This is a genomic window from Shewanella litoralis, from assembly GCF_009828585.1.
Taxonomy (GTDB): domain Bacteria; phylum Pseudomonadota; class Gammaproteobacteria; order Enterobacterales; family Shewanellaceae; genus Shewanella; species Shewanella litoralis.
Map to the genome: position 1 here is coordinate 1 of NZ_WSRZ01000020.1, position 21,498 is coordinate 21,498.

At 42.8% G+C, this 21,498-nt stretch carries 16 protein-coding genes; 12 read left to right on the forward strand and 4 right to left on the reverse strand.

What is annotated here, in order from left to right:
- Window positions 1-420 precede the first annotated feature (420 nt).
- The 6 genes from GQA99_RS15225 to GQA99_RS15250 all read left to right on the forward strand — a co-directional run bounded on the left by GQA99_RS15225 (window position 421) and on the right by GQA99_RS15250 (window position 10,439).
- Window positions 421-1,524 carry an efflux RND transporter periplasmic adaptor subunit gene (locus GQA99_RS15225; RefSeq protein WP_160055180.1) on the forward strand — a complete coding sequence of 368 codons (1,104 nt, stop codon included), beginning with the start codon at window positions 421-423 and terminating at the stop codon, window positions 1,522-1,524.
- Window positions 1,524-4,628, forward strand: a complete 3,105-nt coding sequence (locus GQA99_RS15230; RefSeq protein ID WP_160055183.1) for a multidrug efflux RND transporter permease subunit — start codon at window positions 1,524-1,526, stop codon at window positions 4,626-4,628. The genes GQA99_RS15225 and GQA99_RS15230 overlap by 1 nt, the downstream gene beginning before the upstream one ends.
- 17 nt (window positions 4,629-4,645) lie before the next feature.
- Window positions 4,646-5,119, forward strand: a complete 474-nt coding sequence (locus tag GQA99_RS15235) for a LabA-like NYN domain-containing protein (protein ID WP_160055185.1) — start codon at window positions 4,646-4,648, stop codon at window positions 5,117-5,119.
- Window positions 5,120-5,237: 118 nt separating this feature from the next.
- Window positions 5,238-9,050, forward strand: coding sequence for an EAL domain-containing protein (locus GQA99_RS15240; protein WP_160055188.1), 3,813 nt, complete (start codon window positions 5,238-5,240; stop codon window positions 9,048-9,050).
- Window positions 9,051-9,166: 116 nt separating this feature from the next.
- Window positions 9,167-9,982: a substrate-binding periplasmic protein gene (locus GQA99_RS15245; RefSeq protein ID WP_160055191.1), complete on the forward strand. Its 816-nt coding sequence runs from the start codon at window positions 9,167-9,169 to the stop codon at window positions 9,980-9,982.
- Window positions 9,983-10,001: 19 nt separating this feature from the next.
- On the forward strand, window positions 10,002-10,439 hold the full coding sequence (locus tag GQA99_RS15250) for a thioesterase family protein (RefSeq protein ID WP_160055194.1): 438 nt from the start codon (window positions 10,002-10,004) through the stop codon (window positions 10,437-10,439).
- A 24-nt stretch (window positions 10,440-10,463) separates the two neighbouring features.
- On the opposite strand, the gene GQA99_RS15255 is transcribed toward GQA99_RS15250, so the two are convergent.
- Entirely contained in the window at window positions 10,464-11,942 is a 1,479-nt protein-coding gene (locus GQA99_RS15255) for a putative bifunctional diguanylate cyclase/phosphodiesterase (RefSeq protein WP_160055394.1), read from the reverse strand.
- Between the two features lie 153 nt (window positions 11,943-12,095).
- Entirely contained in the window at window positions 12,096-12,938 is an 843-nt protein-coding gene (locus GQA99_RS15260; RefSeq protein WP_160055197.1) for an HDOD domain-containing protein, read from the reverse strand.
- Between the two features lie 249 nt (window positions 12,939-13,187).
- Between GQA99_RS15260 and trhP the strand changes: the two genes are divergently transcribed.
- Window positions 13,188-14,552, forward strand: a complete 1,365-nt coding sequence (gene trhP / locus GQA99_RS15265; RefSeq protein ID WP_160055200.1) for a prephenate-dependent tRNA uridine(34) hydroxylase TrhP — start codon at window positions 13,188-13,190, stop codon at window positions 14,550-14,552.
- Window positions 14,553-14,558: 6 nt separating this feature from the next.
- Window positions 14,559-14,807, forward strand: coding sequence for a YfhL family 4Fe-4S dicluster ferredoxin (locus GQA99_RS15270; protein WP_160055203.1), 249 nt, complete (start codon window positions 14,559-14,561; stop codon window positions 14,805-14,807).
- An 88-nt stretch (window positions 14,808-14,895) separates the two neighbouring features.
- Here GQA99_RS15270 and ubiT read toward each other — a convergent pair whose 3' ends face one another.
- Window positions 14,896-15,402 (reverse strand): ubiquinone anaerobic biosynthesis accessory factor UbiT, encoded by a 507-nt coding sequence (gene ubiT / locus GQA99_RS15275; protein ID WP_160055206.1) that lies wholly within the window; start codon window positions 15,400-15,402, stop codon window positions 14,896-14,898.
- A 140-nt stretch (window positions 15,403-15,542) separates the two neighbouring features.
- Between ubiT and ubiU the strand changes: the two genes are divergently transcribed.
- The 4 genes from ubiU to GQA99_RS15295 all read left to right on the forward strand — a co-directional run bounded on the left by ubiU (window position 15,543) and on the right by GQA99_RS15295 (window position 19,761).
- On the forward strand, window positions 15,543-16,544 hold the full coding sequence (ubiU, locus tag GQA99_RS15280; protein WP_160055209.1) for a ubiquinone anaerobic biosynthesis protein UbiU: 1,002 nt from the start codon (window positions 15,543-15,545) through the stop codon (window positions 16,542-16,544).
- A gap of 8 nt (window positions 16,545-16,552) precedes the next feature.
- The gene (locus tag GQA99_RS15285; RefSeq protein ID WP_160055212.1) at window positions 16,553-17,479 is read left to right on the forward strand and encodes a U32 family peptidase; all 927 of its coding nucleotides are present in this window, start codon (window positions 16,553-16,555) and stop codon (window positions 17,477-17,479) included.
- Window positions 17,480-17,947: 468 nt separating this feature from the next.
- The gene (locus GQA99_RS15290) at window positions 17,948-19,225 is read left to right on the forward strand and encodes a YjiH family protein (RefSeq protein ID WP_373291446.1); all 1,278 of its coding nucleotides are present in this window, start codon (window positions 17,948-17,950) and stop codon (window positions 19,223-19,225) included.
- A gap of 170 nt (window positions 19,226-19,395) precedes the next feature.
- A complete protein-coding gene (locus GQA99_RS15295; protein WP_160055218.1) occupies window positions 19,396-19,761 on the forward strand; it encodes a PilZ domain-containing protein in 366 nt (121 codons plus the stop codon).
- An 83-nt stretch (window positions 19,762-19,844) separates the two neighbouring features.
- Here the strand turns inward: GQA99_RS15295 and radA are convergent, their stop codons facing one another.
- Window positions 19,845-21,224 (reverse strand): DNA repair protein RadA, encoded by a 1,380-nt coding sequence (gene radA, locus GQA99_RS15300; protein WP_160055221.1) that lies wholly within the window; start codon window positions 21,222-21,224, stop codon window positions 19,845-19,847.
- Window positions 21,225-21,498 lie beyond the last annotated feature (274 nt).

Here is a 21,498-nt window from a genome sequence, read left to right on the forward strand (position 1 = left end):
CCATCTCTAATTCATATTGCTGTGGACTAGGCTCTCGAAGCATGATGATAAACTTGGTTATTATCTGTACTTCTATTAGATCAAAGCCCTAGACGAATGTCTAGAGCTTTGTCAGCAGTCTGAAGCCATATCAAATGATATGGCTTTTTTGTGGGTAAATGAGCGTAAAGGTCTCAATTTGGCAAGTACAACAGTGAAGGGTTAGAGTATTTGAGCTTGATGGTTTAAATATGATGGTTTAAATATGATGGTTTAAATATGATGGTTTGAATATGGTTATTTGAAAAAGTGCCTTGTTACAAACAAACCAAAAGCTTTACATTACTTTACGCTCATTTTTGTCCAACATAATTACAATATGTTCATATGCTAATTCACCACCAGCGGCTCCCCGCGCATTGTTTATAGAGATGTCCCAACATGATAATAAAGCATGGCTTGAATACGCTTTCAGCGGCCTTGATGATCCTCACCACCAGCATATTAAGTGTCAATGTAATCGCGGCGCCAAAACCACAACGGGTTGAAAAAGTGGTTCCGGTGGTCACCGCAAGTGTTGAACAACATGACTTATCTCAATCTATTACGCTAATTGGTAAGTTAGCCGCAACAGATTCGGTCATGATTGCGCCACAAGTGGGCGGAAAAATAGCCAATATTGCAGTGACCTCTAATCAACATGTTTCCAAAGGTCAGGTCTTACTGACTTTAGACAATAGCAAGGCAAAAGCCAGTGTTTTAGAAGCTCAGGCATACCATAAAGATGAAGTGCGTAAACTCAATGAGTTTTTAAAGCTGATTAATGTCAATGCTATCACTCAAACCGAAATAGAAGCGCAAAAGTCGAGTGTCGACATTGCCCTCGCCCGTTTACAGTCAGCGCAAACTGACTTGGCCTATCACACCTTAGTGGCCCCTTTTAGCGGCAATACCGGCCTAGTTAACTTTAGCCGCGGAAAAATGGTCAGCATGAATGAAGAATTATTGTCATTAGACGACCTATCGATTCTGCAATTAGATTTACAAGTCCCTGAGCACTACTTATCACTATTAAGCACAGGTATGCCGGTCAATGCCATCAGCAGAGCCTGGGCCAAAGAAACCTTTGTCGGCAACATTATTGCTATCGACCCACGCGTTAATGAACAAACCCTAAATCTGAATATTCGCAGCCAGTTCGACAATCAACACGGTAAATTAAAACCAGGCATGATGATGTCGGCCACCCTCACCTTTCCCAGCGTTTCAGCCCCTATCGTTCCAGTGCAAGCGTTAGAGTACTCGGGCACCAAACGATTTGTGTATGTTATCAACCAGGATAACATCGCTAAACGCACTGAGGTGGTTTTAGGTGCAAGGATTAAAGATCAGGTATTAATTGAATCTGGGATCAAAATTGGCGACAACATTGTGGTCCAAGGGTTAGTGAATATGCGCGATGGCATTAAAGTGAACGACCTTGCCCATTCAAGCTCTGCAAATCAGGCCAGCATGAAAACTGCGCAAACTCAGGAGCGTAAATAATGTGGCTAAGTGATACTGCAGTTAAGCGCCCGGTTGTTGCTATTGTACTCAGCTTGCTCCTTTGCGTGTTTGGCATGGTGTCTTTTTCTAAACTGGCTGTAAGAGAAATGCCTGATGTACAAAACCCGGTTGTTACTGTGATGACAACCTACAGCGGAGCATCAGCAACCATTATGGAAAGCAAGATCACTAAAGCCCTTGAGGATGAACTCACGGGGATCAGTGGTATTGATGAAATCACCTCAACAACCCGCAATGGCATGTCACGCATATCAATTGAGTTTGAATTAGGTTGGGATTTAACCGAGGGTGTCAGTGATGTCCGGGATGCAGTAGCCAAAGCTCAACGCCGTTTACCCGACGAAGCAGATGACCCCATAGTGTCAAAAGATAACGGCACTGGTGAGCCTTCAATCTATGTCAACTTAAGTTCAGAAAACATGGACCGGACACAATTAACGGACTACGCGCAGCGCGTTTTAGAAGACCGATTTAGCCTGATCACCGGCGTCAGTTCTGTCAATATCTCTGGCGGCCTGTATAAGGTCATGTATGTACAATTAAAGCCTCAGTTAATGGCCGGCAGAAATGTCACAACCAGCGACATTATTAGTGCATTAAATACCGAAAACCTTGAAACACCCGGCGGTGAAGTCCGTAACGACACCACGGTAATGTCAGTGAGAACCAAGCGTCTCTACTTCAGTCCAGAAGATTTTAATTACTTAGTGGTGCACACAGCCTCTGATGGTACGCCAATTTACCTCAAAGATGTAGCCAATGTTTTTATTGGCGCAGAGAATGAAAACTCAACTTTCAAAAGCAATGGCATTGTTAACTTAAGCCTTGGCATTGTGCCGCAGTCAGATGCCAATCCATTAGATATTTCAAAACGAGTTCAACAAGAAGTCGATAAAGTGCAAGGCTTTTTACCACAAGGCACTAAGCTCGTCGTTGACTATGATGCTAACGTGTTTATCGACCGCTCGATTAACGAGGTCTACAACACCTTACTCATTACCGGGATACTGGTTGTCTTGGTCTTGTATATTTTTATTGGCCAGGTCAGAGCCACATTGATCCCCGCAGTAACGGTACCAGTGTCATTAATTGCGGCATTTATGGCCGCATACAGCTTGGGTTATTCGATAAATCTATTAACGTTAATGGCCTTAATATTAGCCATTGGTTTGGTGGTTGATGATGCCATTGTGGTAGTAGAAAACATCTTTCATCATATCGAAAAAGGCGAGGAACCATTACTTGCCGCCTATAAAGGCACTCGTGAGGTGGGTTTTGCGGTCATATCGACCACACTGGTATTAGTGATGGTCTTTCTTCCAATTTCATTTATGGATGGCATGGTCGGCCTGCTTTTTACTGAGTTCTCAGTCATGTTAGCGATGTCAGTGATTTTTTCATCACTGATTGCGCTCACACTGACCCCAGTGATGGGCAGTAAGCTTCTTAAAGCTAACGTGAAAAAAAGTCGCTTTAACCTCTGGGTTGATAAAGGTTTTGCTCGCCTTGAATCACGCTATCGCCAAATGGTGACGTGGGCACTCGCTTGGCGCATTGCCGCCCCTGTTGTTATCTTAGCCTGTATAGGCGGCAGTTACTTACTCATGCAACAAGTCCCCTCGCAGCTTTCACCGCAAGAAGACCGTGGTGTGTTATTTGCCTTTATCAAAGGTGCTGAAGGCACAAGTTACAATCGTATGATAGCCAACATGGACATTGTTGAGAGCCGATTGATGCCGCTTTTAGGTCAGGGCGTAGTGAAATCATTTAGCGTTGAAGCCCCTGCTTTTGGTGGTCGTGCGGGCGATCAAACTGGCTTTGCGATTATTCAATTAGAAGATTGGGCCGATCGTGATATCGATGTCAAACAAGCACTCGGGTTAATCAGTCAAACCTTAAAAGACATTCCAGATGTGATGGTTCGACCTATGCTACCCGGCTTTAGAGGGCAATCAAGTGAGCCAGTGCAGTTTGTGCTCGGCGGTTCTGACTACCCAGAATTGTTTAAATGGGCGCAAATTCTGCAACAAGAAGCTGATGCCAGCCCGATGTTAGAAGGTGCAGACTTAGATTATGCCGAAACCACACCTGAACTGGTGGTCACCGTCGATAAACAACGTGCGGCAGAATTAGGCATTAGCGTTTCTGAAATATCAACCACACTTGAAATCATGCTCGGGGGCAGAAGTGAAACCACATTTGTTGAGCGTGGTGAAGAATATGATGTGTATCTTCGTGGTGACGAAAACAGTTTTAACAGCGTAACGGATCTCAGTAAAATTTACTTCAGAAGCGGTAAAGGTGAGCTCATCACCCTAGACACGGTGACCCATGTAGAAGAAATTGCCTCGCCGCAGCGCTTAAGTCACACCAACAAACAAAAGTCGATCACCATTAAAGCTAATTTGGGTGAAGGTTATACCCTTGGCGAAGCGCTCGATTTTCTAGAGCAACGGGCGGTTAGCTTGTTACCGACGGACATTTCTATTGCCTATACGGGTGAGTCAAAAGACTTTAAAGAAAACCAATCAGGCGTGTTGGTGGTATTTGGTCTAGCACTACTCATTGCATATCTGGTATTAGCTGCACAGTTCGAAAGCTTCATTAACCCAGCAGTGGTTATGTTCACAGTACCTATGGGAATTTTAGGCGGCTTTATCGGCCTCGCGCTCACCAATCAAGGCATGAACATTTACAGCCAGATAGGTATGATCATGTTAATTGGCATGGTGACCAAAAATGGCATTTTAATTGTCGAGTTTGCCAACCAATTACGCGATAGAGGTTTTCCACTTGATACCGCTATTATCGATGCTTCTGCACGTCGTTTACGGCCGATTCTGATGACCGCATTTACCACCTTAATTGGCGCGATCCCGTTAATCATGTCAACAGGTGCAGGCAGCGAAAGCCGTATTGCAGTTGGAACTGTGATATTCTCCGGTATGGCATTTGCTACCTTCGTCACCTTATTAGTGATCCCTGCAATGTACCGTTTAATCTCAGCCTCAACTCACTCACCAGGGTACGTTGAAGCGCAACTCAATGACGCCATTGCCGCTCAACAAGCGCAGCAGCCTTAATCAATACAGGTGTAATAATGACTAACCTTGCAGTATTTGTAGACGTACAAAACATTTATTACACCTGTAAACAAGGCTTTGGCCGCGCGTTTAATTACCGCGCCTTATACCAACAATTGTCAGAGCGCGGTCACATCAGCCATGCTATTGCGTATGCCATCGCACCTGCTGACGACGGCCAAATTAAATTTCAAGATGCCCTCAAACACATTGGCTTTACCGTAAAAACCAAACCTTATATTCAACGCAGTGACGGTTCAGCAAAAGGTGATTGGGATGTTGGCATAACCATTGATATGCTGGAGATTGCGCCACAGGTCGATGAAGTTATTTTATTGTCTGGCGACGGTGATTTTGATTTACTCCTCAAAAAAATCAACCAAAGCACACAGTGTTATACCCACGTAATAAGTGTTGAGCGATTAACCGCGAAATCGCTCAGTGACCAATGCCAACAATTTACCCCTATAGACAACACATTATTGCGTTAATGATTTGATCATTCGCTGCATTTCATATACAACTTACCGTCAGTTTTTTACAATATTTCATCCGGTATGGTTGTGTACAACACATCTAGCAATGAGCACTCAATAATAAAGGTATGTCATGTTTTCCCCTTGCCACAAAATAACCCATTACCTATTAGGATTATTGCTATCGCTTACCCTCGTTTTAGATGCTAACGCCAAACAATATCAAATAGAGCGTCTCAATGTCGCCGATGGTCTCCCCTCTACGATGGTGACCATGATTTACCAACAAAAAAATGGCTTTATGTGGTTTGCAACCGATGCTGGTGTTAGCCGATATGATGGCCAAGAGTTTGTTAATTTTCAGTTTTCACCTGGCACAAAAACACATATTTCCAATAACTTTGTGACCGATGTTATCGAAGACAGCCAGGGCAATATTTGGTTTGCCACTGAAGACGGTTTAAATCAACTCAACCTTGATGATGAGGTCGTAAACTTCCCGCTATCGCAACAGCACTTTAGCCAAAACACCAATTGGATAATGAAAATGTATCAAGACACAGAGCAAAATCTGTGGGTCGGTACGGGCAGTGGCTTACAATTAAAGCAGCCTAATTCTAGCCAATTTATTTCCATACCTTTATATTTAGATCAACAAAATATTGCGGTTGAAACATCGATTTACAGCATTATTGCCGATACACAAAATCGATTATGGCTTGGAACCGATTATGGTTTAGCCATTGTCGAACCAGAACAAAAAATCATGCGATTATTTGATGCCAGTAAAGCCACTTCGACTATAGACAATAGCGCTGTATCCAAGTTATTTAGTGATTATGTGCTCGCAAGCGAGATTGATGAAAAAGGCCTACTTTGGCTGGGTACCCAACATTTTGGACTGGTTCACTTCAACCCTCATTCAGGTGAATACCAACAATATGCAAACAGCAATAAGAAAGGCGCTATTCCAAGTGATTATGTCACCAGTATTACCATCGATACAGACAGCAATATATGGGTAAGTACAGACAAAGGTGCTGCGCTCTTATCTGTTAAAACCGGCCAGTTTGACTTGGTTCAAGCGCAAGCATTTAATGAACACACCATCCCGAGTAATTTTGTCGATGATGTGTTTATTGATGCATCTGGGCTCGTTTGGTTTGCCACCACTCAAGGTGCTGCATATTACAGCCCACTGAAACAATCAAGCCGGATATATAAACCTTTAGCAACGCTATCTGAACTCTCAGGAGCCAATACTTACGCTATCAGCATTAATTCCCAGGGCGATGCTTGGATAGCCAATAGTAACGGCCTGGATAAAATTGATACCCAAAAACAAACGGTCAGCCTGTCACCATTAACGGTAAAGAACAATGACGCGTTAACAGGCAATATTTGGAACGTAAAGGCCGATAAAAAGGACAATCTTTGGGTTTCACACTCCAATGGACTCAGCTACCTGGACAATAACACTCAGCAAGTGAGTCACTTTGGTAACAAACCTGGCAATATTTATGGTTTTCCAGATACCGACTTCTACACAGTAAACCCTGATAATCGGGGCAATGTGTGGGTGACTGGCTATTTAGATGCTGGTGTGATGCTATTTAACCCAAAACAGGGCCTGTTAAAGCATTACTTTAACGACAATAATAACCTTTACACCTCAGGCGGTAATTTTACTTTTGATTCAATCATCGCCAACAATGGTGATTTATGGCTTGCGACAACCAGTGGCATTTTTATTATTGACCCTTCATCCGATACAACCGAACATTTAAGCTTGGGTAATGAACGGGAAAACATACGTATTGGTGGAATTTATCAAGACGAACAAGGCAATATCTGGGCAGCAACTCAAGGCCTTGGGTTAGCCAAAATAACCCCGACACCCAATGCTGAACAGCCTTACCACATTGAGTATATTACCAGTAAAGAAGGCTTAGCCGACAATAGAATTAAAGCGGTAACCGGAGACGGTAAAGGTAATTTATGGTTAACCAGCCGCCATGTATTAAGTAAATACGTTATACAAACAAAGCAGATCACCGACTATCCTAGTGCCATCAATGACACAAACTTAACCTTTAATGAAGGTGCAATTGAGTTAACTCAAACTCAACTATTACTGGGCAGTAATAAAGGGGTGATACAAGTTGATACCGACCGTATTACCCAAAATCACTTCATTGCTCCGGTGCATATCACTTCGGCTAAAATAGCCAATAAAGCTTACACTTACGGTAACACTAACAAGGTCATTGCACCGCCCAGTGTCGATTACGACAACAATATGATCCAATTCTCTTTCGCCTCACTCGATTACACGGCCCCAGAGCGAAATATTTACCGTTTTATGTTAGCCGGATTTGATCAAGATTGGATTACCACTCAACAACCCAATGCGATGTACACTAACCTTGCGGCGGGCGATTATGTCTTTAAAGTTCAGAGTACCAACAGCGATGGCATATGGAGTCCGCATCAAGCTGAGTTTACCTTTACGGTTAATAAAGCATGGTGGTATTACGCGTTAATCGCATCGGCTATGATCATTTTATTGATTGTTATGCTGTTTATTTTATCGCGCATTAAACAAATTAAAGAGCTGAGCAGTAGAGCTAATTATGACAGCCTGACTGGACTTGCAAATCGATTTAACTTCAATCAGCAATTAGCCTTACTCATTAACGATCCGCAAAAGACAGCAGCCGTTGTCTTTATCGATTTAGATCATTTTAAAGAAGTGAATGACTCAATGGGCCACGATATTGGCGATGAGCTAATTATCCAGGTCAGTAAACGCTTACAACACTGTTTAAAACAACAAGATGTGCTGGCTCGTTTAGGCGGAGATGAATTTGCCATCATCATTGAGTATGAGCCCGCAGAGGAAGAAGTTAATCAAGATTTAGTCAACATCATCGAGCGAATTAGAATCGCGCTTAACGCCGGCTATCAAATTAGCGAATATTGGCTCAATAGCTCCGCCAGTATTGGTGTTGCTTGTTACCCAAGTGATGGGCTCGATGCCAAAACCTTATTAAAACACGCCGATACCGCCATGTATGCGGCTAAAAAAAATGGTCGAAATGGCAGTTACTTCTTTAATGAAAAACTCTCTACTGCACTTTTAGAAAGACTATTGATTAAAAACCAATTAAATAATGCCTTACCAGACAATCAACTCAGCGTGTTTTATCAACCAAAATGTTGTGTCAGCACTCAACGTATTTTAGGGCTTGAAGCGCTATTGCGATGGGACCACCCAACTCATGGGATGATTTTACCTAATCGTTTTATCGATGAAGCAGAAGACAGCGGGTTAATTATTGATATCGGATTATGGGTATTAGCACAAGCATGTCAGCAAGGTTATCACTGGCATCAACAAGGTATTTTACACGGCAATATTTCGGTAAACATATCGCCATTGCAATTGTCTCAGCCCAATATTGTGAACGATATTGCGACCATTTTACAGCTAAGCCAATTTCCGCCACATATGCTAGAACTTGAAATTACCGAATCGTTATTGATTAAAGACATCAAAGCCGCCAAAGCGGTATTGTTCCAGTTAAAGCAACTCAACGTACGTATTGCACTTGATGATTTTGGTAAGGGCTATTCATCACTTAACTACTTAACCCAGTTTCCTATCGATACTTTAAAAATTGATAAAGCGTTTATTAATTCAATGCTCCCAAGAGAAACCAGTAATATCGTATTAAAAAACATCATAAAACTAGGTCATGAACTAAAACTAGACGTGGTTGCAGAAGGGGTTGAAACCCATGCACAATTAATAAAACTCAAGCATTACCAATGTAAAATTGTACAAGGCTTTCTTTTCAGTCCAGCGCTTAACTCGGCGGGAGCCCAAAATTTATTACAACAAAGTTGTATTATGAACGACGAGCTCGAAGCAATGTATCCTTAATATTTACTGCGCTCGTCAACACTCAATGAAGCAAGGCCTTAGTGCATTGCATATCACTTTAGTGATAAAAGGTGTATCATCCGCCCGTTAATGTTGAACCTGACAAAAAGGATTTCATGTTGTTCATCGCTGGCTCAGTAAACCTACTTAATACCATTTTTGCGCGTTATTTTCCGCGAATATTGACTCGTGCCGCGTTATGTTCACTTGCAATCGTTTATGCCAGTATTCTTCCTCATACTGCGATGGCTGAACCCATAAAAATTACCTTAGCAGCCGAAGATGGGTGGCCGCCATTTGCCGACGAATTTGGTAGCGGTATATCTCACAACCTTATCCAACATGCTTTTAAACAAGTCAATGTCGAAGTCTCAACCATTGTCGTGCCTTATACTCGCGGACTCATTATGACCGAGCGCGGTACTGTTGATGGTGTGTTTAACGTCACCAAAGAACAAAGTACACAAGCTCGATTCATTTTTGGCAAAGAACCGTTATTCACAGTCAATGCTTCATTTTTTTTCGCCAACACACAAACGGTCACAGCCAAAAGTAAATGGCAATTACCGCTCGGTAGCGTAGTAGGCATTATCGATGGTTACGAATATGGCGATGAACTACTCCAGCTAATTGACCAACGCCAATTGAAGATAGTGAAGGTAAACAGCCAACGACAACTGATTAATTTACTGTTAGTCAATCGAATAGACAGTGCGATTATGTATGACATGGTCGCTGATGTTTACATTGAGCAAATGGGCGTTGAGCAAGATATTGTGGCTAAGTTTATGAACCATACCAGTGAAATATTCGTCGCATTTTCAAAACATAATCCTCAAGCTACAGAGCTAAGTTTACTGCTTGATAAAGGCTTACAACAATTAAAGCAACAAGGCCATTATCAACAATTACTTGTGCCACTCGATTTATGAGCCCTAAGGTCGCAACAAAATGAACCCAATTTCGTCTATAAAATACAGTCCAGTCCATACCTTTAAAGTACAAATTTACTATGAAGACACGGACTTTTCTGGCGTGGTATATCACCCTAATTTTTTAAAGTATTTTGAGCGCGCGCGGGAACATGTCATTGGCGCAAACGTACTCAGTGAGTTATGGCAGCAACAGCAACTTGGCTTTGCGGTTTATCGAACAGACATGGTGTGCCATGACGGAGTTGAATTTGCCGATATAATCGAAGTACGCACTCAGTTTTATTTTGAAAGTAAATTTCGCACGGTTTGGCAGCAATCTATTTGGCGCCCTAATGCAACCAAAGCAGCGGTTACCGCTAATATCGAAATGGTGTGCATGAATCAAAAACGACAGCTCGCCCCTATGCCGCCATCATTGATTACACTCTTGTCGGACGGGATGACAAGCACTTAACGATAAGCGCTACTGATAAGCCAGTTATAGAGAATGAGTTAATTGCGGGTAGATGTGTTCAAACTCATCTGCGGTGGCGGGTTTAGCAAAGTAATCACCTTGAATCGTATCGACACCAAATTCATGTAATGTCTCTAACACAGATTTAGATTCAACCCCTTCTACCGTGACCTCAAACCCTAAACTTTTTGCCAGTTCAATACTGGTTTTTACAATTTGTTTGGCCGCGGTTGAGGTTTCAAAATCCTCTAAAAATGCCTTGTCTATTTTCACTTCATCTACAGGTAAAAAGCGCAAATACGCTAACGATGAATGCCCAGTACCAAAGTCATCAATGGCAATTTTCACCCCGGTCTCACGAAGCTTATTAAGAGTAGCAATGGTTTGCTCTAACGACACCATCAATGCACTTTCAGTGATTTCAATCATAATGCATTCTGCTGGCACTAAATACTGCGCCAGCTTAGTGGCGACATCGTTCGCCAAATTAGGATTATCAAGGTCGGTGGACGATAGATTAAGGGCAACTTTAACGTAAATCCCCTTTTCTCGCCATTTGGCTTGCTGGGCAATAACGGCATCGAGCACCCAGGTGCTTAACATATCAATCATGCCCGTTTGTTCCGCTAAGGGGATAAATTCATTGGGTGATATTAACCCTAACCCTTCATGCTGCCAGCGAATTAACGCCTCAACCTGTTGGCACTGACCACTTTGAATATCAAGCTTAGGCTGAAACACCATATACAACTGATTTTGCTTTAATCCTTTTGGTAAACCATTAATGATCAGTAGTTCACGATATTGCGCTTTGTCATCGTCTTGATCGTAAAAAGCAATCGGTTGCTTTAAGGTTTTGGCTTTTTTAAGGGCTAAATCTAAGCGCCTTAACATCAAACTCACGTCAGCATGGTGCTCCGATAATGACAGCACACCTAACTGCATTTTGATGCTTATTGGCTGCTGTTCAATCTCAAAAGGTAATTGTAAATCCTGCTTTAACTGGGTCAGTTGTGGGAGTGTTAACGCTTTTGGAAAAAACAACAGAAACTCATTACCATTCATTCGGGCAATAAATTGCGGTTTGTTGTCGATATTCTCTATGCGTTTTGCAAACGCCTTAAGCAGCTTGTCGCCAAATAAAAAGCCGAATAAATCATTCACAAATCGAAACTGTTTAATGTCCACCAGCACTAACATGCCTTGAGAAACTGGCATTTTAGCCAGCATCTTACGTTTAAATCCGACACGATTTGTTAAGCCGGTTAATTTGTCTCGCTCAGTACTAAATAAGCTGGATTGATGAAAGTTTTTAAGCGCGATAATGAGGGGTTTTAACGATGAGGATGACGTATCTAAGGTAAAGGTATCTTGATTGAGTATTTGCAACGCTAATGCTTGGGTTAATTGCCGCAGCGCACGTTGCTGCCGCCAATGAATAACGCCGATGATACCAATCAATATCACCGCAATAAACGCTATCAGTGTCAGCAAATTATTCATTTGGAATGTTTCATTAATAAGTGCTACTTCATCATTATAGGCTAATGGATTATATCTCCAAGCCACTCGGCTTTGACCTATGCTGTGATTATTTACACACTAGGCACTTAATTGACGGGAGAGCATACCGTCAATTAAGTCAGGGCATGAAGATTACTCGTAACTTTGCTTAATCGAATGATACATATCGATAAACTCATCACTGGCTAAATCTTCTGGCGTTACGGGTAAACCGCGTTGGGCAAACACGCCTAACCGCTCGTCTAGCTCTTCACCTGCGCGCAATTCACCGGTGTAAAATGCCGCAGAGCGAATAAAGTCTAAATAAGTGACTTTTTCTGGCATGTAATGCAAGTCAGCCCAACGCTCAACCACTTCCATCACTTCTGGGGCAAAGTCCCATGTTTTGAGCACAGCACGGCCAATTGGACCTTGCATTTTGCGCACAAGACTGCGCAACTGATCGATTTTACTGCACAGTTCAGGATGAACTTCAGCTTCGGTGAGTACAGGTAAGGCGCCAATGTTATGCACTAAACCAGCAAGTGTTAATGTATCACGATCTAATTTTTTACTTGGATTACGCTTATTGTATATTTCTAACATGGCGCACGATGATGCTGTCACCTCAATAGAGGTTTTCCACACTTCATCCATCACTTCCCATACCATTTCATTGGTAGAAATAAACAACTGCTCCATGGCAACTGAAGTGGTAATTGACTTAATTTGCACTAGGCCAATACGGTTTACAGCTGCGCTAATGTTCTCGGCTTTGTTACCGCGTGAATATAATGCACTGTTAGCCACTTTAATAATACGCGCTGAAATTGCTGCATCCTGGCCAATAATGTCACCAACCTGCTTGAGACTGGAATCCTTACGCGCCACCACCTCTTGCACTCTCATGGCCACTTCTGGCAATGTTGGCAATACCAACGCATCGTCTTTAAGCTTCTTTAATAATCCAACCAAGAGTTGATGTTCGGTAGACATGCGGTCTCCATAAAATAATGTTCACTAATGCCAAGATTATATACCCAAACGCATATTATTTGCGATGACTCAAAAACCACCAAGCCAATTAATTACGCTTTTTAGAATATTTGTTGATAAGGATGACGGCGAGAACCACAAAAGTACAACCCACTTCACATTTCCCAAGCCTATATTTGTACCCACTAATGTCCTTAAGTAAGCTTTCGTCCCCTATAGAGACTAACCCTGTTGTAGACCGAGAAAACTATGTTTAAACCTGAATTATTATCCCCTGCTGGCACATTAAAAAATATGCGCTACGCCTTTGCTTATGGTGCTGATGCTGTGTATGCAGGGCAACCTCGTTATAGCTTAAGGGTGAGAAATAATGACTTTAAAATGGAAAACCTCGCCACAGGGATTGAAGAAGCACATGCGTTAGGTAAGAAATTGTACGTGGTGAGTAACATTGCCCCACATAACGCAAAACTCAAAACCTATATAAAAGACATGGAGCCAGTGATTGCCATGAAGCCTGATGCGGTCATCATGTCAGACCCAGGCTTAATTATGATGGTGCGCGAAGCGTTTCCTGAGCAAGTGGTGCACTTATCGGTTCAGGCTAATGCCATTAACTGGGCTTCGGTAAAATTTTGGCAACAACAAGGGATTAAACGGGTTATTTTATCGCGCGAATTGTCTTTAGATGAAATTGAAGAAATTCGCCAACGCTGCCCTGACATAGAACTTGAAGTCTTTGTTCATGGGGCGTTGTGCATGGCCTATTCTGGCCGTTGCCTACTATCAGGATACATTAACAAACGCGACCCTAATCAAGGCACATGTACTAATGCTTGTCGCTGGAAATATGACGTACACCCTGCCCAGCAAACTGAAACAGGCGATGTGATAGCCATGCCTGCTGAAGTACAAATAGCAACACCAACGTTAGGCGCTGGCGAGCCAAGTAGTGAGATAGTGTTACTGCAAGAAGCAGGTCGTCCTGGTGAATACATGCCGGCTTTTGAAGATGAGCACGGTACCTACATTATGAACTCAAAAGATTTACGCGCCATTCAACATGTTGACCGATTAACCCGTATGGGCATCGACTCGTTAAAAATTGAAGGCCGCACTAAGTCATTTTACTATGTCGCGCGCACCGCACAATTATACCGCCAAGCCATTGAAGATGCCGCGGCCGGTAAAGATTTTGATCGCACGCTAATGAGTAACCTTGAAGGTTTAGCGCATCGAGGCTACACCGAAGGTTTTTTACGCCGTCATGTGCATGATGAGTATCAAAATTATCAGTACGGTCATTCTGTGAGTAATAGCCAGCAATTTGTAGGTGAGTTTACCGGCAAACGTAATGAGCAAGGCCTTGCTGAAATTGATGTTAAGAACAAGTTTTCGCTAGGCGACAGCGTTGAAGTAATGACAACCGAAGGTAATTTTGTTATCACTATTGAATCATTAGTCAATCGCAAAAACCAACCCATCGAGGCAGCACTAGGGTCAGGGCACTTTGTCTTTATGCCCATTCCAATGAATATCGATGTCGAAAAGGCAATGCTAATGCGTAATTTACCTGAGGGAGTTGATACCCGAAACCCTCATCAACCAGGTTAACCTTATATGGCATTAATCATTGACGATAGCTGTATCAATTGCGACATGTGTGAACCCGAATGCCCCAATGAGGCGATTACCATGGGTGAAGAAGTGTATGAAATTGATCCGGCATTGTGTACCGAATGCGTGGGGCATTACGATAAACCCACCTGCGTATCGGTTTGCCCTATCGATTGTATTGACCCAGACCCTTTGCACGTTGAGTCACAAGATGAGCTGTTAATTAAGTATGCAGCCATTACGGGCAAGTAAACACGCCCTTTTTGCGTAACCCAAACGGCGCATTGGCGCCGTTTAAGTTATCTGTATATCTAATCTCATTAAAATAGAATAGCAATCGTTAACCATAGTCTTTTGTCGACGTTAACGTTTGTAAAAGTTGCGCCAATTTATTTACCGCGATATTCACTGGCGCCGGTAACGAGTCGAGTTCAATCGACAACAATATATTTTTCACTTCTAGCCCTAGTTCTGTGTCACCCTCGATGCGTAATTTACGTTGAAAGAATAGAGTGTCAGGGTCTTCTTTTCCCGCAGCGACTAATAATAATTCAGGCACATTTGCACTGAAGATTACATTCGGTTGATTCATCGGTTGTACCCATAATTTATGATCCATACCGACTTGAAACTGCAAATCGATATCGTCAACACAAATACCCACCGATTTATCGTTTAAGAATGCCAATTCACCTGACCGAACTTGCTCAGCCAACACCAAATTAAGAATTTGAGCAATGAGTACCATTTTCATGCTTACCGGCACTAACGCGATTGAACGCCGACTCAGCCGCGGCGCAAAATGTAAGATATGTTCAGATAAACGGTGTTGAAATGCTTGAGCCATTAAGGGTTCCTACCTGCAAAGAGAGCGACTTAGCAAGCTAGTTTACTGGCAATTTATCCTAGGAAACCTGTTTTAAATCAATTCATGTTAACTCAATCACATTTACACTCCTGTTCTTTTAAAATAATGAGCACATCAACATGGAACTCTTATGCCCAGCAGGTAATTTAGCCTCGCTAAAAGCCGCTTTAAATGCTGGCGCCGACGCGGTGTATCTGGGACTTAAAGATGACACTAACGCACGGTCATTCGCAGGTTTAAACTTTTCAGCACCGCAGTTGGCTCAAGCCACTCAATTAGCCCATAGCCAAGGCCGTAAAGTGTTTTTAACCTTAAATACCTTCCCTAAACCTGGACATGAACAACGTTGGTATCAGGCGGTTGATTTAGCGGCGCAACTCAATATGGATGCATTAATCGTGGCGGACTTATCATTACTCAGCTACGCCCATCAACATCATCCGCACTTGCCTTTACACTTATCTGTGCAAGCGAGTGCCACTAACCTAGGCGCGTTATCGTTTTATAAAGAAGCATTTAATATCGAGCGCGCAGTGTTGCCTCGAGTGTTATCGATAAAACAAGTCAGAGATTTAGCAAAAGTAAGCCCTGTTAAACTTGAAGTGTTCGCCTTTGGCAGTTTATGCATTATGGCTGAAGGACGCTGCCACTTATCATCTTATGTAACAGGCCAGTCACCCAACACCGGCGGTTCGTGCTCACCTGCCAATCATGTTCGTTGGCAAGACAGTGGCTCCGATAAATTAACTCGACTCAATGATGTGTTAATCGACAAAGCTGATGCCAGTCAGCAGTTAGGCTACCCAGTTGTGTGCAAAGGCCGCTATGTGGCTCAATATGATCACGATGCCAAATACTTACTTGAATCACCCACCAGCTTAAACACCTTAAGTTTATTACCTGAGCTAGCCCAAGCGGGAATTGCATCACTTAAAATTGAGGGACGTCAAAGAAGCCCTGCTTATGTCAGCCAGGTAACCCAGGTGTGGCGCAGTGCCATTGACACTTATCTAAACTCGCCGGCATCGTTTACAGAGCAACCTCAATGGTCACAGGCTTTGGCTAAAGTCTCAGAAGGACAAATTACTACATTAGGTGCTTACGAGCGCCAATGGCAATAAGGGAAAGTATGAAAATATCACTCGCGCCAATAAGTTATTGCTGGTCCAAAGCGGATGTTGAGCAATTTTACCAACACGTCGCCACCAGCAGTATTGATACCGTATACCTCGGCGAAACCGTCTGTAGCCGTCGCCGAGAACTCAAGTTTGCTGATTATTTGGCTTTAGCGCACATGCTCAAAAACCACGGTAAACACGTGGTATTGTCGACAATGGCGTTAGTCGAAGCGCAATCTGAACTCAACGAACTTAAACGGGCAATCAATAATGGTGACTTTAGTATTGAAGCCAACGATATGGCGGGCGTGTATTATGCCCATCAAGCTAAAATACCCTTTGTTTGTGGACCAACAATCAATAATTACAACCGTGCAAGCTTAGATTTATTACATCAAAAAGGCATGTACCGCTTTGTAATGCCTTGCGAATTATCAAAAGATTGGCTGCAAGCTGTTATCGACTCAGGCAGTCAGCTGCAATATGAAATTGAAGTATTAGGCCACGGCTATATGCCATTAGCGCACTCTGCTCGCTGCTTTACCGCTAAACACTACCAGTTGCCAAAAGACCAATGCCAAACCATTTGCCAGCGGCATAGCAAAGGATTGCTAGCCCAAACGCAGGAGTCACAACCCTTGTTGAGGTTGAACGGCATTCAAACCCAATCTGCGGCGCAGGTGGATCTCATCAGCCAAATACCACAAATGATCAATATGGGTGTCGATTACTGGCGTATATCGCCTAATAAACTAGCGGATGTCACATTAGGTGATACGTTAGCTACTTTACTTAATCAAGCTCTATTGAATGATAATGCAACATTGCAAGACACGTTGACACAATTTGAGCAGTCAAATACCGCGACTCACCATTGTAATGGGTATTGGTTCGGGCAGCCTGGAATGCACTTCTCGGAACAATCGGCTGCATCATAGTATCTACATCACATCCAACGACTGCGCGCGACTATTGGATGCCATGCTTTTCTTCCACATAAATGATTTAGCTATGTCACGATACAGGCATAACAACATGGCTAAATCATTATTGTCGGGAGCACATCAACAGCTAAAAAACCTAATGACTTGGTAACTATCAATGAAGATGTTGCCGATTTATTAGGACAAATACGTGATAAATATGACGTATATCTACCCACATTTAACTAATATCTATTCGTCTCAGTTATCATTTTACATACCGCAAATAAGGGGGTAACCTTGCCACCCTAAAAAGTACAACTGAATGGACATTCACTTATCGTCCATGACTCACAGTGGCCTTGCACAGCGAGCCACTTTAAAGCACATACGTAAGGTGTATTTAACGTGACACACAAAAAACATAACATTAAAACAATACTGACCTTTATTATCCCATCCTTGATTGGTCTTTTACTGTTTATGACGCCTATCAGTGTTGATGGCGCGATCACCATTCCGATTGCCATTATTTCTAAAGCACTACAAACAGAAATGGGCAGTTCAATTCAGCTAATTGTTGCGGGCATTGTGGTATTGATGGCGATAGCCTCTTTACTGACACGTATTATTAACCCTCAGTTTGTTCGCAAAAACCACTTTTTACGCACCCTATTAAAGGTCAATTTATTTTGGCTGGCGACACGTATTTTGGGCGCAATATTCATTGTGATGGTGTATCTGCAAGTGGGGCCTGAAATGATCACTTCTTCAGCGACAGGTGGGCTAGTCCTCAACGATTTAGTGCCAGTGTTGTTTTCAGTGTTTATTTTTGCCGGCATGCTATTACCGCTACTATTAAATTTCGGTTTGCTTGAGTTTTTTGGCACCTTACTCACCAAAGTGATGCGTCCGATTTTTAACTTGCCAGGTCGAAGCGCTATCGATTGTATGGCGTCCTGGTTAGGAGATGGCAGTGTTGGCATTTTAATGACCAACAAACAGTACGAAACACGCTTTTATACTGAAAGAGAAGCTGCGGTTATAGGCACGACCTTTTCTGCGGTATCGATCACCTTCAGCCTAGTAGTGATTTCACAAGTTAAGCTTGAGCACTTGTTTGTGCCATTTTACCTTACCGTCTGCCTAGCCGGAATTGTTGCCGCGGTTATTGTGCCTAAATTACCACCATTGTCGTGGAAGAAAGACACCTATATCGACAACACCCCACGTCATGAAGATGACGAAAGCATACCTACAAGTCATGGGGTATTCTCCTGGGGTTTTGAGCAAGCGATGCAACGGGCATCGACTGCAGGTGGCGTAAAGCACGTGTTAGTCGAAGGAATAAAAAACGTTGTCGACATGATATTTGGCGTCATTCCTGTCGTCATGGCCATTGGTACTGTGGCGCTAATGCTTGCAGAGCACACACCAATATTTAACTACCTGGGGATGCCATTTATTCCTTTGCTAGAGCTACTGCAAATTCCTGAAGCGAGTGAAGCCTCTAAAACAATTGTGGTTGGTTTTGCGGATATGTTTATCCCTTCTATCCTAGCCAGTTCAATAGAATCTGATTTAACCCGCTTTGTGATTGCAGCGTTATCTGTGACTCAGTTAATTTACATGAGTGAAGTCGGCGCGCTCTTAATCGGCAGTAAAATCCCGGTTAACTTTTTTGAGCTGTTTGTTATCTTTATCCTGCGTACATTGGTTACACTGCCAATTATCGCACTCATGGGCCATTTGCTCGTATAAATCAATACTTGCTATATTTGTGACTTACCCCATAAGGAGCGCAATGCGCTCCTTTTTTTAGCTTAAAAACTCAGCGAAAAAAATAAATTTCGAGTATGCTTAAGCAATAACAACATACTCAATGGTTGCGGGCAGTATCCCGTTATCACTCAATGCATTAAGGGTACCCCATGGACGATAGACGTAAGTTTTCTCGTATTTTATTTGCTGCTAGTGCTCATATTGAGCAAACAGAACAAACTTGGCGCACAAAGATTTTAGACTTGAGTCTTAATGGGGCATTGGTGGAATTGCCTTCAGGCTACACAGGGCAGCTCAACACTATGGTCACGTTGCAATTTGTGCTACCCGACTCCGATATTGAACTGCAAATGCAAGCAGCTATTGTACACAAAACCCCAGAACATCTCGGGCTCAAATGTGTTCATATCGACCTTGATAGTATTACTCATTTACGCCGCATTATAGAATTAAACATGGGTGATGCAGAACTACTGGACCGCGAGCTTAATTTACTGGTTACACCAACGCCTTAGCAAGGTGTAGCGTTTTAGCACTAACAAAAATGGCAAACCAATCTGGTTTGCCATTTTTTATCAATTGCCCTGCCGATTCATCGTTAATTAATCAGTTCAAGTAACTCGTGGATTGTTTTAACCGGAGTAATTTTAGCCCCCAAGCCTTCCATCGATTTATGGTAATTACGAAATGGAATGAAAATCTCAGTAAAACCATGTTGCGCAGCCTCTTTTACTCTGGGCACGCCACTGTCAATAGGCCTGACATCGCCATTTAAACTCAGCTCTCCCATAATGCAGGTGGTTCGTGGGATAACAAAGTCATTCAAACTGCTGAGTAACGCGGTGACTAATGCCAGGTCGATACAGGTTTCTGATTCATCGATTTTTAAACCTCCGACGATATTAAAAAACGTATCATGGAAAATTTTGGTCTTGGTGTGTTTGCGCAAAATACCGGTTAACATTTTAATCCGATTCATATTCAAGCCCACGCAAACACGTTGCGGAAACTCAGACTCAGTTTCTGTGGTTAAACATTGAATCTCTAATAATAAGTTACGGTTACCTTTACGAATGCAGGTAATGGTAGAACCTGGCGACTCCGTGGTAGAACCTGACAAAAAAATCTCGCTCGGATTATCGACGCTGATCATACCGCGCTCGCTCATGCGGAAAATACCTACAGTATCGACGTCGCCAAAACGGTTTTTATTGGCTCTTAAGGTGCGAATTTGCCCATCATTAGTATCAATGTGCAATAACGAATCAACAATATGTACCAAGGTTTGCGGCCCAGCAATTTCGTTATTTTTATTCACATGAGCAATAATAAACATGGTCACGTTATTTTTTTTACAATATTGGGTAAAGGCCTGCGCCGCCGTTTTGACTTGCGAAGGTGAACCAGGGCTACCATTGGCATTATCTGTAATAACGGCCTGAATTGAGTCAATCACGGCAAACTTAATTTGTTTTGCTTCAAGTTCTTCGATAATTGACTCAACACTGGTTTCAGATAACAGATATAAATTGTCTTCGTCATAATTCAGTTTTAAGCGATTTACCCGATTTTTAAACTGAGATAATGACTCTTCTGCAGTACAGTATAACGACGCTGTTGATTGCGACATTCGCGCAACAAGATCTGACAATAAAGTGGTTTTACCCGCTCCAGGATCGCCCGAAATAATATTCACCGATCCCGTCGTCAAACCGCCACTTAATACTCGGTCTAACTCGCCTATACCAGTCAGCCTTTTTTCAGCTTCAACAGACTCGACTTCATTCAGTTTTTTGGCCCCGCCGCCAGCGGCTCCAGCATAACCTAATACCGCAGGACGAGACGCCGCAGTTTTAGCGTTAGACAGACGGACTTCAACTAAGGTATTCCAGGCACCGCAACGACATTGCCCCTGCCAACGCGGATAATCCATACCACAATCGTCACACACAAATGCCATTTTTGGAGCTTTAGCCATGCTACTTCCTACCATTATTTTCAATATACTGTGCTATTGGTTTTGCTTGTACTAGGGCGTGTCTATCTTTGTTTATTTTTTATGTTGAGAGCTAAAATGGATTTAGGCAAGGCGGATAATTGTGGGCATAGTTGCCCTCGGCAACTGCTCCAGCCTTGCTCTACCTCCTGCATCCATGCAGTCGTACGTCGAGATTATCCCACGCGGCATAAAACCATTTTAGCCTCAACCCGACGGGCTGTGACAATTTTCCAGTCATACTGCCCACAAATTC

Excerpts from the sequence above, each read along its gene's own strand:
- GQA99_RS15290 (WP_373291446.1), top strand. The coding sequence starts at position 17,948 with ATGACGCCTATCAGTGTTGATGGCGCGATCACCATTCCGATTGCCATT.
- GQA99_RS15255 (WP_160055394.1), bottom strand. The coding sequence starts at position 11,942 with ATGAATAATTTGCTGACACTGATAGCGTTTATTGCGGTGATATTGATT.
- radA (WP_160055221.1), bottom strand. The coding sequence starts at position 21,224 with ATGGCTAAAGCTCCAAAAATGGCATTTGTGTGTGACGATTGTGGTATG.
- GQA99_RS15225 (WP_160055180.1), top strand. The coding sequence starts at position 421 with ATGATAATAAAGCATGGCTTGAATACGCTTTCAGCGGCCTTGATGATC.
- GQA99_RS15260 (WP_160055197.1), bottom strand. The coding sequence starts at position 12,938 with ATGTCTACCGAACATCAACTCTTGGTTGGATTATTAAAGAAGCTTAAA.
- GQA99_RS15285 (WP_160055212.1), top strand. The coding sequence starts at position 16,553 with ATGAAAATATCACTCGCGCCAATAAGTTATTGCTGGTCCAAAGCGGAT.
- GQA99_RS15235 (WP_160055185.1), top strand. The coding sequence starts at position 4,646 with ATGACTAACCTTGCAGTATTTGTAGACGTACAAAACATTTATTACACC.
- ubiU (WP_160055209.1), top strand. The coding sequence starts at position 15,543 with ATGGAACTCTTATGCCCAGCAGGTAATTTAGCCTCGCTAAAAGCCGCT.
- ubiT (WP_160055206.1), bottom strand. The coding sequence starts at position 15,402 with ATGGCTCAAGCATTTCAACACCGTTTATCTGAACATATCTTACATTTT.
- GQA99_RS15295 (WP_160055218.1), top strand. The coding sequence starts at position 19,396 with ATGGACGATAGACGTAAGTTTTCTCGTATTTTATTTGCTGCTAGTGCT.
- GQA99_RS15250 (WP_160055194.1), top strand. The coding sequence starts at position 10,002 with ATGAACCCAATTTCGTCTATAAAATACAGTCCAGTCCATACCTTTAAA.
- GQA99_RS15270 (WP_160055203.1), top strand. The coding sequence starts at position 14,559 with ATGGCATTAATCATTGACGATAGCTGTATCAATTGCGACATGTGTGAA.
- GQA99_RS15245 (WP_160055191.1), top strand. The coding sequence starts at position 9,167 with ATGTTGTTCATCGCTGGCTCAGTAAACCTACTTAATACCATTTTTGCG.
- GQA99_RS15240 (WP_160055188.1), top strand. The coding sequence starts at position 5,238 with ATGTTTTCCCCTTGCCACAAAATAACCCATTACCTATTAGGATTATTG.
- GQA99_RS15230 (WP_160055183.1), top strand. The coding sequence starts at position 1,524 with ATGTGGCTAAGTGATACTGCAGTTAAGCGCCCGGTTGTTGCTATTGTA.
- trhP (WP_160055200.1), top strand. The coding sequence starts at position 13,188 with ATGTTTAAACCTGAATTATTATCCCCTGCTGGCACATTAAAAAATATG.